Raw genomic sequence first — 14,006 nt, forward strand, 5'->3', positions numbered from 1 at the left:
GAGCGTCCGTAGAGGCGTGACCACGCGGAGCGTGGGAACGATAAGCCCCGAAGGGCTCACGCCATCCGGGGCTGCGGGTCAAGCATCGTTCACAATTTGGCGATAGACACCTCGGTGGATTTGACGAAGGCAATCACTTCGCTGCCGATCGCCAGTTCTAGCTCCTTGACCGAGCGGGTGGTGATGACCGACGTGACGATGCCGGAGGCGGTCTGCACGTCGATTTCCGAGAGCACGTCGCCTTCGACGATTTCCTTGATGGTGCCTTTGAACTGATTGCGTACGTTGATGGCTTTGATAGTCATGGTGTCGATTCCTGTCTGGATGAAGTTATTGCGCCCAACGCAATTGCGTAGGCAAGGGTGAAACGGGTTCGGGTTCCGGCGGTTGGCCGGGCAAGGACAACACACGGTTGAGGACTTCGGTTTCCAGGCTCGCCAGGCGATGAGAGCCGCGAACCCGTGGGCGTGGCAGATCAATGGACAGGTCGAGGCCGATCTGGCCGTCTTCGATCAGGATCACCCGGTCGGCAATCGCCACCGCCTCGCTGACGTCGTGGGTTACCAGCAACACGGTGAAACCGTGCTGCTGCCAGAGGTTTTCGATCAGTTGCTGCATCTCGATGCGGGTCAGGGCGTCCAGCGCTCCCAAGGGTTCGTCGAGCAGCAACAGGCGCGGCTGATGAATCAACGCACGGGCCAGAGCCACCCGTTGCTTCTGGCCGCCGGACAACGCCGCCGGCCACTCATGGGCGCGGTCGGCCAAGCCGACGGCTTCCAGTGCCTGCAAGGCCTGAGGCCGCCAGTTGCCCTTGAGCCCGAGGCCAACGTTGTCGATGATTTTTTTCCAGGGCAGCAGACGCGCCTCCTGGAACATCAACCGCGTGTCCTGCTGCGCCGCGCTCAACGCTGCCGAGCCCGCCAGCAGTTGGCCGTCGGTGGGTTGATCGAGACCGGCCAGCAACCGCAGCAAGGTACTTTTGCCACAGCCGCTGCGACCGACCACGGCCACGAATTGCCCAGCCGGGATATGCAGGTCGATGTCGCGCAATACCTGGCGCGTACCGAAGGTTTTTTGCAGCTTGCGCACCGCCAGTGGAATGCCACGTAGCAGGCGCGGAGGTTGTTGGGCGGTCATGCGGCACCTCCCTTGTTCACTTGGTAGGCTGGGTGCCAGCGTAGCCAGACCCGCTCAAGTCCACGGGCAGCCAGGTCGGCCAATTTGCCCAGCACGGCGTACAGGAGAATCGCCAGCACCACCACATCGGTTTGCAGGAACTCCCGGGCATTCATCGCCAGGTAACCGATACCAGAGCTGGCCGAGATGGTTTCCGCCACGATCAGCGTCAGCCACATGAAACCCAGGGCAAAGCGCACACCCACCAGGATCGAAGGCAAGGCGCCCGGCAGGATCACCTGGCGAAACAGGCTGAAGCCGGACAAGCCGTAGCTGCGGGACATTTCCACCAGCGCCGGGTCGACGTTGCGGATGCCGTGGTAGGTGTTGAGATAGATGGGAAACAACGTGCCCAGCGCCACCAGGAAAATCTTCGCCGACTCGTCGATGCCGAACCACAGGATCACCAGCGGAATCAGCGCCAGGTGCGGGACGTTCCGCACCATCTGCACGGAGCTGTCCAACAGGCGCTCGCCCCATTTCGACAGACCGGTGATGAAGCCCAGGGCCAGGCCGATGCCGCCGCCGATCAGGAAGCCCACCGCTGCCCGCCAACCGCTGATTGCCAGGTGGGTCCAGATCTCGCCGCTGCGCACCAGGCTGACCCCGGCTTCGATCACTGCCACCGGTGCCGGGAGGATGCGCGTGGACAACCAGCCGGCCGACACCGACAGTTGCCAGACCGCCAGCAACAGCAGCGGCACCGCCCAGGGCGCGAGGTTGTGGATGATTTTTTTCATGGCCGCCTCAGCTCTGGGACGCGGCTTTGGGCAGGATGTCGTTGGCGACCATTTCACCGAACGGGCTCACATAACCCTGGCTTTTCGGCAGCTCCGGGCGCTCCACGTCCAGGTGTGGAAACAACAGTTCCGCCACGCGATAAGACTCTTCCAGGTGTGGATAACCGGAGAAGATGAAGGTGTCGATGCCAAGGTCGGCATACTCCTTGACCCGCGCCGCCACGGTCGGGCCATCGCCCACCAACGCCGTACCGGCACCGCCGCGTACCAGGCCGACACCGGCCCAGAGGTTGGGGCTGACTTCCAGCTTGTCGCGACGGCCACCATGCAGCGCGGCCATGCGTTGCTGGCCCACCGAGTCGAAACGCGCCAGGGAAGCCTGGGCACGGGCGATGGTGTCGTCGTCCAGGTGGGAGATCAGCCGATCCGCCGCTTGCCAGGCCTCGGCGTTGGTTTCCCGCACGATCACATGCAGGCGGATGCCGAAGCGCACGGTACGCCCAAGCTTCGCGGCCTTGGCGCGTACTTGTTCGATTTTCTGCGCGACGGCTGCGGGCGGCTCGCCCCAGGTCAGCACCATTTCCACTTGCTCGGCCGCCAGGTCCTGGGCGGCTTCCGACGAACCGCCGAAATACAGCGGCGGACGCGGTTGCTGGATCGGCGGATAGAGCAGCTTGGCGCCCTTCACGCTGATGTGCTCACCGTCGTAATCGACGGTCTCGCCTTCCAGCACCCGGCGCCAGATGCGGGTGAATTCCACCGACGCCTGGTAGCGTTGTTCGTGGTCGAGGAACAGGCCATCGCCGGCCAGCTCATCCGGGTCGCCGCCGGTCACCAGGTTGAACAACGCCCGCCCGCCGGACAACCGGTCGAGGGTCGCAGCCTGACGCGCCGCCACCGTCGGGGAAATGATCCCGGGGCGCAGGGCGACAAGGAATTTCAGGCGCTGGGTCACGGGAATCAACGAAGCGGCCACCAGCCAGGAGTCCTCGCAGGAACGTCCGGTGGGGATCAGCACACCGCCGAAACCCAGGCGATCCGCCGCTTGGGCGACCTGCTGCAGGTAACCGTGATCGACGGCGCGAGCGCCTTCGGCAGTGCCAAGGTAATGGCCGTCGCCGTGGGTAGGCAGGAACCAGAAAATATTGAGGCTCATGGAGTGGTCTCCTAAGGGATCGAATTACTGCGCGTTCGCAACGGCCGCCGGCGGCGTCCAGATCACGTCCTTGATACTCAAGGGCTTGGGAATCAATTTGAGCTGGTAGAAGCTGTCGGCGATTGTCTGCTGCGCCGCCACCACCTCCGGCGTGAGGAACAACGCCCCGTAGCCTTGGCGCTTCACCGACGTCAGGGTGATGTCCACCGGCAGGCCGAGCAGCGGCGATACTTGCTTGGTCACGTCTTCAGGGTTGGCCTTGGACCACTCCCCCACTGCCCGCACTTCCTCCACCAGGGCGGTAATGACCTGGGGATTTTTTTGCGCGTAAGGTTTGGTGGCGAGGTAGAACTGGTGGTTATCGACGATGCCTTTGCCGTCACGCAGGGTGCGTGCCTGCAACTGTTGTTCGGCGGCCGCCTGGTACGGGTCCCAGATCACCCAGGCGTCTACACTGCCCCGTTCGAACGCAGCACGGGCGTCGGCCGGCGGCAGGAAAACCGTCTGGATATCGGAATACTTCAGGCCGGCATCTTCCAGTGCCCGCACCAGCAGGTAGTGGACGTTGGAGCCTTTGTTCAGCGCGACTTTCTTGCCCTTGAGGTCTTGTACCGATTGGATGGCCGACCCTTTGGGCACGAGGATGGCCTCGCTGGTGGGCGCCGGCGGTTCGTAGGCGACGTAGAGCAGGTCGGCGCCTGCGGCTTGGGCAAATACCGGCGGGGTCTCACCGGTCACGCCAAAGTCGATGGAACCGACATTCAAGCCTTCCAGCAACTGCGGGCCACCGGGGAATTCGGTCCATTGCACGTCCACGCCTTGGGCGGCGAGGCGTGTCTCCAGCGAGCCCTTGGCCTTGAGCAGCACCAGGGTGCCGTATTTCTGATAACCGATCCGCAAGGTCTCGGCTTGAGCTTGGGTGATGACGCCGAGGGACACAGCCGCAGCAAACAGAGCGACCAGCCCGCGACGCAAAATGACAGTGCGCATGGCGCCTCTCCTTTTTGCTGTGGGGTTTTGGCTGCACCTGCTGGGCCGTTGGCGGCTGAGTAAGGTGAGTTGAATCAGGGTTGTTCGGGGTTCAAATGCTCCAGCGAGCACTCAACAAACGTTCGTTCAATACACGGGGGTCCAGCGGCCTGGGCCGCCGGGCCATGGCGCTGTAAAACTGTTCCAGCGCCTCGTCCAGGCGCTGTTGCAAGGCCGGCGCCAATTGCGCCTGGCCGCTGCCTTCGCCGTACGCGATCTGGTTGTCTTCGGCAAAGATCCCATGGAGCATTTCCTGGGCCTTGAGCGCCGACAACACCGGCTTGAGGGCGTAATCCACCGCCAGCATGTGGGCGATGCTGCCGCCGGTTGCCATCGGCAACACCACTTTGTGGGCCAGGGCCCGTTCAGGCAGCAGGTCCAGCACGGTCTTCAGCGCACCGGAAAAAGACGCCTTGTACACCGGCGTGGCGATCACCAGGCCGTCGGCGTTTTCGATCTGCTGGAGCAGGTCGACCACCTTCGGGCTATCGAAACGGGCGTGGAGCAGATCTTCGGCCGGGAAATCGCGCACCTGATAACTCACCACCTCCACACCTTGCTGCTGCAACCAGCGTTGCGAGCGTTCCAGCAGCACCCCGGAGCGGGAGCGTTGGCTGGGACTGCCACCGAGTGAGACGACCAACATGCCTACCCTTCCTTAACTGTCACGTGCGATTCGCGGCGGGCGATCTCGCTGTATGGAGCAAACCATAACAGGGGATTTATATATCTTTAAATCATATTTATTCATTTGGTTATGCAATTTTGAGATATGTGATTGGCTTTCCTTGGCGCAATAAAAAAAGGCCGTCGAAACGGCCAAAACCCTTGGTGCACAGTCATCTATGCAAGAGCGCGCTTGACTGATCGTTCCCACGCTCTGCGTGGGAACGCCTCACCGGACGCTCCGCGTTCGGCTTTGGGACGCAGAGCGTCCCTGGCTGCATTCCCACGCAGAGCGTGGGAACGATCATTGCGGGTTCAGGTTTTGCGTCAGCGATTGGGCTGCGGGGTGAGGCGCAGGTAAGGCTTCACGGCACGGTAGCCCTTGGGAAAGCGCTGCTTGAGTTCCTCTTCATCCTTGAGCGACGGCACGATCACCACTTCATCGCCGTCCTGCCAGTTGGCCGGGGTGGCGACTTTGTAGTTGTCGGTCAGTTGCAGGGAGTCGATCACCCGCAGGATCTCGTTGAAATTGCGCCCGGTGCTGGCCGGATAGGTGATGGTCAGGCGAACCTTCTTGTTCGGATCGATCACGAACAATGAGCGCACGGTCAAGGTGTCGCTGGCGTTGGGGTGGATCAGGTCATACAGGTCCGACACCTTGCGGTCGGCATCGGCCAGGATCGGAAAATTGACCACGGCATTCTGGGTCTCGTTGATGTCCTCGATCCACTTGTGGTGCGAATCCACCGGGTCCACCGAGAGGGCAATGGCCTTGACCCCGCGCTGGGCGAACTCGTCCTTGAGCTTGGCGGTGAGACCCAACTCGGTGGTGCATACCGGCGTGAAGTCCGCCGGGTGGGAAAACAGCACGCCCCAGCTGTCGCCGAGCCATTCGTGGAAGCGAATCTTGCCGGCGCTGGAATCCTGTTCGAAGTCGGGGGCGATGTCGCCGAGTCTGAGGCTCATGGTGCGGCTCCTGGATGAGTTGTTGTGAGCCCAGACTTTGCACCGGTTTTGATTGCTTTAAAAAGAATGAATATCCATTTATCTAGATCAATAGTGAATATAAAAAACTGTTCACTGGCGCCATTTCGCATACCGGCACAAGATCGTCAACGAGGTTCGAGAAGGCCTCGAGTTGCTGAAAAGAGGAGAGGTTTCGAGAAGGGCTACAGGGGTGGGCCTGACTCGAAAACGCAAAGCCCCGCCCGGCGTGTTGCCGGGCGGGGCTTTTTTTGTTTTGTACCCACACTACGGAAATTATTGACGCGATTTCAGGACGAGCGGCTAGGATAGGCAGCATGAACACTCAAGCCTTGCTGACTCATCTGCAAAACCACCTCCCTGGCCTGCTGGCGGTTTACCTGTTCGGCAGCCATGCACAGGGCACCGCCGGGTCCGACAGTGATGTCGATTTGGCTGTGCTTTTGTCCGGCGACGTCGACCCTATGTCGTTATGGCAGCTTTCAGGTGATTTGGCGGATATCGCGGGCAGTCCCGTGGATCTGATCGATCTACGCGCGGCAACGACCGTGATGCAATACCAGATCCTGACCCGTGGTCGAAGACTCTGGGCTAGAGACGTACAGGCGGGGTTGTTCGAATGTTTTATCCTCAGCGAAAAAACCGCTCTCGATGAGGCTCGGGCAGGTTTGCTCAAGGACATTCAGGAAGAAGGCAGCGTGTATGGCCGATGATGTACTGATCAACAAAGCAGCGAGTATCGAGCGTTGCGTCGCCAGGGTGCGGGAAGAATACGAGAAAGATCCCGCTACCTTCGCCACGGATTTCACTCGTCAGGATTCGGCCGTCCTGAACATTCAGCGCGCGTGTGAAGCGGCACTGGACATGGGACAGCATTTGATTCGCCGTGAGCGATTGGGTGTCCCGCAAAGTGCCCGCGATACATTCGAATTGCTTTTTCAAGGCGGCTGGGTGGAAGAAGGCCTGGTGAGAAACCTGAAGAACATGGTGGGCTTCAGGAACATCGCCGTGCATGACTACCAAACCCTGCAATTGCCGATCATGGTTGCGATCATTACCCTGCACTTGGGTGATTTCCTGGCGTTCAGCGCGTTCATCCTGCGTAAGGACGCAACGGAGTCCGCGCGATAACGGTAGGAGCACGGGGCGGAACCTGCTACGTGCCCCAAAAACGCAAAAGCCCCGCCCGGCGTGTCGCCGGGCGGGGCTTTTTTACTTCGCTACGTCTTACATGAAGTTGTAAGTGTAGTTGAAGATCAGGCGGGTTTGATCCTGGTCGGCGATACCGGTGCTGCTGCCACGGTAAGAACCATGACGCAGGGTAGTGCCGAAGCCTTTGAGTGGACCTTGCTGGACAACGTAGTCCAGACGCATGTCGCGTTCCCACTCGGAAGTTTCGCTTCCGCCGGTAGCGGACTTGATGTCATCGCCGTGCAGGTAGGCAATCGAAGCCTTCAGGCCTGGAGCGCCCAGGGCCGTGAAGTCGTAGGAGTATTGACCGAAGGTGGTGTTTTCACCGGCACGGACAAACGCGTTGATCATGCTGTCGGTGAACAGGTAGAAGCTGGAACCACCCGCGCCTTCGTTACGACCGGCGTCATTGAGCAGGCTGCCCTGGTTCAGGTAGACGAAGCCTCCGTCATCACCAACTTGTTGATGCCCCAACAGGAACGCACTGCCACCCAGGGTATAAGTGAACATGGCGCTCCAGGTCTTGTTATCGACCTCGCCCGGAGTCTTGGCATAGCCACCGTTGTTGTTGAAGCGATAGCCGGCGTCGCCATTACGGCCATCCGAGCTGCTGTCGAAGTAACGCAGGTCAGTCTTGAACGACTGGCCTTCGCTGATCGGGAAAACGTGTACTGCGCCCAGGAAGTGCTGCTTGTAGTAATCCTGCAGGTTGGCGTAGTAATACTGCAGCGTCAGGTCCTTGGTGACCTTCCAGTCAGCACCGGCATAACGGAACTGGTTGCTGTCTTCGGTACCACCGGCCACTGCCAGGCCAGTGCTGTTAGTCCCGGCACGGCCCACGGCGTGTTCCAGCTGGCCGGCGTTGAACGTCACGTTGTCCAGGTCCTTGGAGGTGATGGTGCCACCTTCGAAGGTTTGCGGCAGCAGACGACCATCACTGGCAATCAGGATCGGCAGGTTAGGCTGCAGTGCGCCACCCAGGTGAGCCTCGGTCTTGGAGAACAACGCCTTCACGTTACCCGACACACGGCTCCAGCTGTGTTCGGCAGAACCGTCGGAGTCGCTTGGGGAGAAAGAGTTGTTGTCCGGGTGCTGACCTTTGCCACCATCGAGGTGAAGACCAACCAACGCCTGGGCATCAAGACCAAAACCAACGGTACCTTGGGTGAAGCCGGACTTGTAGTCGAACTTCAGGCCAGTGGCTGCTTCACGCTGATCATTAGCGCCTTCGCGGTTATCGTTGTCAAAATACATGGTGCGAGAACTGACGGACGCCTTGCTGTCCTCGATAAAACCAGCGGCGCCTGCCTGCTGCGCCAATACCCCAACGGCCACAGCCAGGGCCAAGGTGGACTTGTTCATGCTTCGCTCCTCTCGTTTTCTAATTCTTGTGTGTCTTTGGTACCGGATCGAACGCCCGGAATCCGCGGATGCGCGATTAGCGCCAGACCGTGACTAACAAGTCAATCGTAACCATTTGTGACTACGACCATGGTCTAACCCCGCTACACCGGCCCGCAGGATAATGGATTCTCTATAAATCCAAAAAGAATTGTTTCATCAGTTTTCAGCTCATTTCGACATATGGTTGCCATCAGAGCGTCATCAAACCGTGACAAGGCTTATCGGCGACGTTGAGGAATCCTGAAGCGTGTTTCGTCGCAGCGGTGGTCAGGCGTACCACTGCTCGTGCATGCCGCGATCTTGAGCCCTCCCAGACTAGTCGCTCATTGTCTGAAATCAAGAAGATCGCGGCAGCACGTATTTTTAGAAGGCGTCGCTCAGAGGGCTTTTTCGAAGATCTTCGAATTACGCTGATAGTTGTAGAGCGACGCCCGCGCCGCTGGCAGGCGGTCGACGCTGCTGGGTTCGAAACCGCGTTCGCGGAACCAGTGGGCGGTACGGGTCGTGAGCACGAACAACGTCTTGAGCCCCTGGGCACGGGCGCGGGTTTCGATCCGCTCCAGCAGCTCATCGCCCCGGCCACCGTGGCGGTATTCCGGGTTGACCGCCAGGCAGGCCAGTTCCCCGGCATCCGAATCGGCGATCTGGTACAGCGCCGCGCAGGCGATGATCATGCCTTCGCGCTCGACCACGCTGAACTGTTCGATCTCGCGTTCCAGCACTTCGCGGGAGCGACGCACCAGAATCCCCTGCTCTTCCAGCGGGCTGATCAGGTCCAGCAGGCCGCCGACATCTTCAATGGCCGCTTCGCGCACCACTTCGAATTGCTCCTGGGCCACCAGCGTGCCGCTGCCATCGCGGGTGAACAGTTCGGCCAGCAGCGCGCCGTCCTCGGCGTAGCTGACGATATGGCTGCGCGCGACGCCGCCACGACAGGCCTGGGCCGCCGCGTCCAGCAGTTCGGCCTGATAGTCGCTGCCCAGGCGTTGCATGTGGCCCGGGACCTGTTGCGGACGCAATTCGCGCACCAGCCGTCCGTCCTCGCCGATCAGCCCTTGCTCGGCACCGAACAGCAGCAGCTTGTCGGCCGCCAGGTCGATGGCCGCCCGGGTGGCGACGTCTTCGCAGGCCAGGTTGAAGATCTCTCCAGTGGGCGAATAACCCAACGGCGACAGCAGGACGATGGAGCGCTCGTCCAGCAGGCGGTTGATGCCCTTGCGGTCGACCCGGCGCACTTCACCGGTGTGGTGGTAATCCACACCTTCGAGCACGCCGATCGGCCGGGCGGTGACCAGGTTGCCGCTGGCGACCCGCAGCCGTGAACCCTGCATGGGCGAGGAGGCCATGTCCATGGACAGGCGCGCCTCGATGGCGATGCGCAACTGCCCGACCGCGTCGATCACGCACTCCAGGGTCGCCGCATCGGTGATGCGCATGCCGTGGTGGTAATGGGGCGTCAGGCCCCGCGCAGCGAGGCGGGTCTCGATCTGCGGGCGCGAACCATGGACCAGCACCAGGCGCACGCCAAGGCTGTGCAGCAGCACCAGGTCATGGACGATGTTGCCGAAATTAGGGTGTTCCACTCCGTCGCCGGGCAGCATGACGATGAAGGTGCAATCGCGGTGGGCGTTGATGTAGGGCGAAGCGTGACGAAGCCAATTGACGTATTCGGGCATGAACCTGGACCTGTAATAAATAACAGCCAAAAAAAGACGAAACAGAACGCACAACGGGGCTGGTGGTTATCGTCGGAACAGGCTTGGCGACACGCGCGCTCTCCTCATGTGATGAATACGGGCCCGCAAGGGCGCAATTTAATCGGCCGTGGCCGGTGTCAGGCAGTAATGGCCGATCAACTGCCGCAACAGCTCTACGGTAGGTTGCAAACGTGACATTTCAAGGTACTCGCCCGGTTGGTGGGCACAGGCGATATCGCCAGGACCGAGCACCAGGGTTTCACAGCCAAGGCGCTGAAGATAAGGCGCTTCGGTGCCGAACGCCACTGCTTCGGCACGATGGCCCGTCAGTCGTTCGGCCACGCGGACCAACTCGGCGTCCTCAGCCTGCTCGAACGGCGGCACTTCGGGGAACAGCGGCGCATAGTCGATCTTGACCTGATGTCGCTCGGCAATCGGCTCGAGCTTCTGTCGGATCGCTGCCCGCAGCACGTGCGGATCCATGCCCGGCAAGGGGCGCAGGTCGAATTCCATGGAGCACTGGCCGCAGATGCGGTTGGGGTTGTCGCCACCGTGGATGCAACCGAAATTCAGGGTCGGTTGTGGCACGCTGAACTGCGGATTACGGAATTCACGCTGCCATTGCAGGCGCAGGCCGCGCAACTCGCCCATGGCATCGTGCATGGCTTCCAGCGCGCTGTGGCCCAGGCGCGGATCGGACGAATGGCCGCTACGCCCAAGAATGTCGATGCGCTCCATCATCACGCCTTTGTGCAGGCGAATCGGCCGCAGGCCGGTCGGCTCGCCGATCACTGCCGCGCGCCCCAGCGGTCGCCCAGCATCGGCCAGGGCCCGGGCGCCGGACATGGAGCTTTCTTCGTCACAGGTCGCGAGGATCAGCAGCGGTTGCTTGAACGGTTGGTCCAGCAGCGGCTTGACCGCTTCGATGGCCAGGGCGAAAAACCCCTTCATGTCGCAACTGCCCAGGCCCACCCAACGGCCATCGACCTCGGTGAGCTTCAACGGATCGGTCTGCCACAACGCGCCGTCGAACGGCACCGTGTCGCTGTGGCCCGCCAGGACCAGGCCGCCGGGGCCGCTGCCAAAACTGGCCAGCAAATTGAATTTGCCTGGGCTGACCTGCTGGATATCACAGGAGAACCCCAGCTCAGTGAGCCAGCCGGCCAGCAGCTCGATCACGGCACTGTTGGACTGGTCGAGCCCTGGCTGGGTGCAACTGACCGAAGGCGTGGCGATCAGGGCAGCGAATTGATCTTTCATGGACGGCAAAGGCATCGCTGGCTCCGGGCTTGCAGATTGGCGTTCATCATAGAACCATCTGGCGTCAGGAATAAACCGTCGCAGCACCTAGGGTCGGTGAGTCCTGTACACTGCACGGCCTTGGCAGCCACACCTCCCCCCGGCTGCGCACCCGATCCCTGGATTTTCCGGCCATGCAGAAAGAAACCGAAATCAAACTCCGCGTCAGCCGCGAGACCCTGGCAGCCTTGCGCGAGCATCCGCTGCTGAAAAAACGCAACAAGAGTGGCTGGGAACGCCACGAATTGATGAACCAGTATTTCGACACGCCAGAGCGTGACCTGGCCCGGGCCAAGGTCGCCCTGCGCCTGCGTCGCGACGGCGAAGAGGTGATCCAGACCCTCAAGACCCGCGGCCAGAGCGTCGCCGGCCTGTCCGAGCGCAACGAATACGACTGGCACCTGCCCAAGGCCAAGCTCGACCTGAAGAAACTCGACGGCGAATGCTGGCCCGAGGCCCTGGCCGAACTCGACAAGAAAACCCTCAAGGCCATCTTCACCACCGACTTCGTCCGCGAACGCGCTGAAATCGCCTGGGGCCGTGGCAAAAGCAAGGTGGTCATCGAGGCGGCCCTGGACCTGGGCCACGTCGTGGTCGGCAAGCAGAAGGAAGAAATCTGCGAACTGGAGCTGGAGCTGCGCGAAGGCGAGCCCGCCGCCCTGCTGGAACTGGCCGCCGAGCTGGCCGCGACCCTGCCCTTGATGCCCTGCGACATCAGCAAGGCCGAGCGTGGCTACCGCCTGCATGACGCGGGCAGCTACGCCTTGAGCCTGCCGGTCCCGCAGCTGACCGCCGAAACGCCGCTGGATGACGCCTTCGCCGCGCTGAGCTGGCATTTGCTCGGCAGCAGCCAGCGCCTGGCCGAGCAATACCGTTTCAACGGCCACTGGCGCCTGCTGCAGGACTGGGTGGAAAACCTCGCCGAACTGCGCGCCCTGCTCAGCAGCCTCGGCCAGGCCGCGCCGCGCCAATCGACCCACGACTTGCGCCTGGCCCTGGACGCGTTGCTGGAAGACTGGCGCCCGCTGGTCCAGGCCGGCCTGGACGACGAAGACGTGCGCAAGGCCGCGCCGGAACAGTTCCTGGAAGAGCTGCAAGACCCACGCTGGGGCCTGTTTTCCCTCAACACTTCGCGCTGGCTGCTGGCCCGCAGTTGGGCCGCCGAGCGCAACACCCGTGGCAATCGCCAGGGTGCGGCGCAACTGGGCAGCTGGTTGCCGCGCCTGCTGGGCGAAGAATCCTCGTCCCTGCAGCTGCAACGTTATCAGCAGCAACCGGAAGATCTCGCCGAGCAACTGCCGCGCATCGAACGCATCCAGGCCTGGCTGCACCACGCCCGCCATGTGCTGGAGATCCCGGAAATGGATCGGCTCTACGGTGAGCTGAACAAGCTGGCACAACTGGCCAACCAACCGATCACCGACGAAACGCTGGATGCGCGCAAGCAGCAGGCGATTGCGGTTTACCAGAATCGGGCTTGGAAGACTTTGTTGCGCCTGTGATGCCGCCATCGCGAGCAAGCTCGCTCCCACAGGGTTCAGCGTTGTAAGCACGTCTTGTGGCCGCTGAAAATTAACTGTGGGGGCGAGCTTGCTCGCGATGAGGCCAGCCCAAACACCGCAAAAACCAGCTCAGCGCACCACCGGCAAACTCGTCGTCGACTTGATCTCCGACAGCGCCACAATCGAGTTCACCTCCTGGATCCCCGGCACCATCGACAGCTTTTCGAAAAAGAATCGCTCATACGCCTCGATGTCCGCCGTGACGATACGCAGCAGAAAATCCACCGACCCCATCAGCACGTAACACTCCAGCACTTCGGGGAAGCCGCGAATCGCGTCGGTGAATTCGGTGAAGTTCGAACGGCCATGGGCGTTGAGTTTCACTTCGGCGAAGATCTGCGTGTTGAGGCCGATTTTCTTGCGATCCAGCAGGGTCACCTGGGCGCGGATGATGCCCTCCTCCTTCATCCGCTGGATCCGCCGCCAGCACGGCGATTGAGACAAGCCAACCTGCTCGGCGATCTGCGCGCTGGACAGCGAGGCATCCTCTTGCAGCAGCGCCAGTATTCGGCGGTCGTAGCTATCCAGCTCGTTCTGCATAAACAAATCCAAAATGAATGATTTGGAGAATCAAGCGATTCAAAACATCGCCGAAAGCCCCCATCTTAGATAAGAAATACCCGGTGCCGCATGTAAATATTTCTCCGCACCCAAGGAGACCCCATATGCCCCCACTTGAAGCCGTTGCCACAGCCCCGACCCGCGCCGACGTCTGGCACGCCGCCAATGCCCATTGCCGCGTGCACTACCAGATGCTGGCCGAGGCCGAGCCGGATCTGCTCTGCCGGGCGTTGAACCTGTTTGCCTTGCAGGGCCTGACGCCACGGCATGTGCGCGTCGATCGCCTCGACGATCTGCTGTCGCTGGACATCGTCATGGACGGGCTGAGTTGGCACCGCGCCCAGGTCATCGCAGAAAAATTACGCAACCTGATCGGCATGTGCTCGGTGGACCTGCAAGGCGCTGATATTGCGCGAGTTGAGCCGGCCCAAGCGGCCGGTTGAGCACCCCACGGGCAAGAATTGGTAACGCATTGGTCGGGTAGTGGCCCAACGGACCACCGGGTCGGGACTATTCTTTTGCAGACCGAGCGAGGACGCCG

The 14,006-nt window shown here is 61.4% G+C and carries 15 protein-coding genes; 4 read left to right on the plus strand and 11 right to left on the minus strand.

The window, feature by feature from the left end; all coding sequences use genetic code 11:
- Positions 1-89: 89 nt before the first annotated feature.
- The 7 genes from AD659_RS26525 to AD659_RS26555 all read right to left on the minus strand — a co-directional run bounded on the left by AD659_RS26525 (position 90) and on the right by AD659_RS26555 (position 5,733).
- A complete protein-coding gene (locus tag AD659_RS26525; protein WP_003177394.1) occupies positions 90-305 on the minus strand; it encodes a TOBE domain-containing protein in 216 nt (71 codons plus the stop codon).
- A 25-nt stretch (positions 306-330) separates the two neighbouring features.
- Positions 331-1,137 (minus strand): aliphatic sulfonates ABC transporter ATP-binding protein, encoded by an 807-nt coding sequence (gene ssuB, locus AD659_RS26530; RefSeq protein ID WP_053126373.1) that lies wholly within the window; start codon positions 1,135-1,137, stop codon positions 331-333.
- Positions 1,134-1,916, minus strand: coding sequence for an aliphatic sulfonate ABC transporter permease SsuC (gene ssuC, locus AD659_RS26535; protein ID WP_053126375.1), 783 nt, complete (start codon positions 1,914-1,916; stop codon positions 1,134-1,136). Before ssuC ends, ssuB begins: the two co-directional genes overlap by 4 nt.
- A gap of 7 nt (positions 1,917-1,923) precedes the next feature.
- On the minus strand, positions 1,924-3,072 hold the full coding sequence (gene ssuD, locus AD659_RS26540) for an FMNH2-dependent alkanesulfonate monooxygenase (RefSeq protein ID WP_018610594.1): 1,149 nt from the start codon (positions 3,070-3,072) through the stop codon (positions 1,924-1,926).
- A gap of 24 nt (positions 3,073-3,096) precedes the next feature.
- Positions 3,097-4,062, minus strand: a complete 966-nt coding sequence (locus AD659_RS26545; RefSeq protein WP_053126377.1) for a sulfonate ABC transporter substrate-binding protein — start codon at positions 4,060-4,062, stop codon at positions 3,097-3,099.
- A gap of 91 nt (positions 4,063-4,153) precedes the next feature.
- A complete protein-coding gene (gene ssuE, locus AD659_RS26550) occupies positions 4,154-4,747 on the minus strand; it encodes an NADPH-dependent FMN reductase (RefSeq protein ID WP_053126379.1) in 594 nt (197 codons plus the stop codon).
- Between the two features lie 347 nt (positions 4,748-5,094).
- Positions 5,095-5,733, minus strand: coding sequence for a peroxiredoxin (locus tag AD659_RS26555; protein WP_053126381.1), 639 nt, complete (start codon positions 5,731-5,733; stop codon positions 5,095-5,097).
- Between the two features lie 335 nt (positions 5,734-6,068).
- Between AD659_RS26555 and mntA the strand changes: the two genes are divergently transcribed.
- Together mntA and hepT are read left to right on the plus strand one after the other, a co-directional pair.
- Positions 6,069-6,464 (plus strand): type VII toxin-antitoxin system MntA family adenylyltransferase antitoxin, encoded by a 396-nt coding sequence (gene mntA, locus AD659_RS26560; protein WP_053126383.1) that lies wholly within the window; start codon positions 6,069-6,071, stop codon positions 6,462-6,464.
- Positions 6,454-6,882 carry a type VII toxin-antitoxin system HepT family RNase toxin gene (gene hepT / locus AD659_RS26565; RefSeq protein WP_053126385.1) on the plus strand — a complete coding sequence of 143 codons (429 nt, stop codon included), beginning with the start codon at positions 6,454-6,456 and terminating at the stop codon, positions 6,880-6,882. Before mntA ends, hepT begins: the two co-directional genes overlap by 11 nt.
- 96 nt (positions 6,883-6,978) lie before the next feature.
- Here the strand turns inward: hepT and AD659_RS26570 are convergent, their stop codons facing one another.
- The 3 genes from AD659_RS26570 to argE all read right to left on the minus strand — a co-directional run bounded on the left by AD659_RS26570 (position 6,979) and on the right by argE (position 11,318).
- Positions 6,979-8,304 carry an OprD family outer membrane porin gene (locus AD659_RS26570; RefSeq protein ID WP_053126387.1) on the minus strand — a complete coding sequence of 442 codons (1,326 nt, stop codon included), beginning with the start codon at positions 8,302-8,304 and terminating at the stop codon, positions 6,979-6,981.
- Between the two features lie 419 nt (positions 8,305-8,723).
- A complete protein-coding gene (gene argA, locus AD659_RS26575; RefSeq protein ID WP_053126389.1) occupies positions 8,724-10,022 on the minus strand; it encodes an amino-acid N-acetyltransferase in 1,299 nt (432 codons plus the stop codon).
- 138 nt (positions 10,023-10,160) lie between these two features.
- Entirely contained in the window at positions 10,161-11,318 is a 1,158-nt protein-coding gene (argE, locus tag AD659_RS26580) for an acetylornithine deacetylase (RefSeq protein ID WP_053126391.1), read from the minus strand.
- A 158-nt stretch (positions 11,319-11,476) separates the two neighbouring features.
- Here argE and AD659_RS26585 point away from each other — a divergent pair, with 158 nt between their 5' ends.
- The gene (locus AD659_RS26585) at positions 11,477-12,844 is read left to right on the plus strand and encodes a CYTH domain-containing protein (RefSeq protein WP_053126393.1); all 1,368 of its coding nucleotides are present in this window, start codon (positions 11,477-11,479) and stop codon (positions 12,842-12,844) included.
- Positions 12,845-12,973: 129 nt separating this feature from the next.
- On the opposite strand, the gene AD659_RS26590 is transcribed toward AD659_RS26585, so the two are convergent.
- Complete coding sequence (locus AD659_RS26590) at positions 12,974-13,444, minus strand: Lrp/AsnC family transcriptional regulator (RefSeq protein ID WP_053126395.1); 471 nt, start codon at positions 13,442-13,444, stop codon at positions 12,974-12,976.
- Between the two features lie 125 nt (positions 13,445-13,569).
- On the opposite strand from AD659_RS26590, the gene AD659_RS26595 reads away from it, so the two are divergent.
- Positions 13,570-13,908: a hypothetical protein gene (locus AD659_RS26595; RefSeq protein ID WP_053126397.1), complete on the plus strand. Its 339-nt coding sequence runs from the start codon at positions 13,570-13,572 to the stop codon at positions 13,906-13,908.
- The last annotated feature ends 98 nt before the right edge of the window (positions 13,909-14,006 follow it).

It is taken from the genome of Pseudomonas thivervalensis (assembly GCF_001269655.1).
Classification (GTDB): Bacteria; Pseudomonadota; Gammaproteobacteria; order Pseudomonadales; family Pseudomonadaceae; genus Aquipseudomonas; species Aquipseudomonas thivervalensis.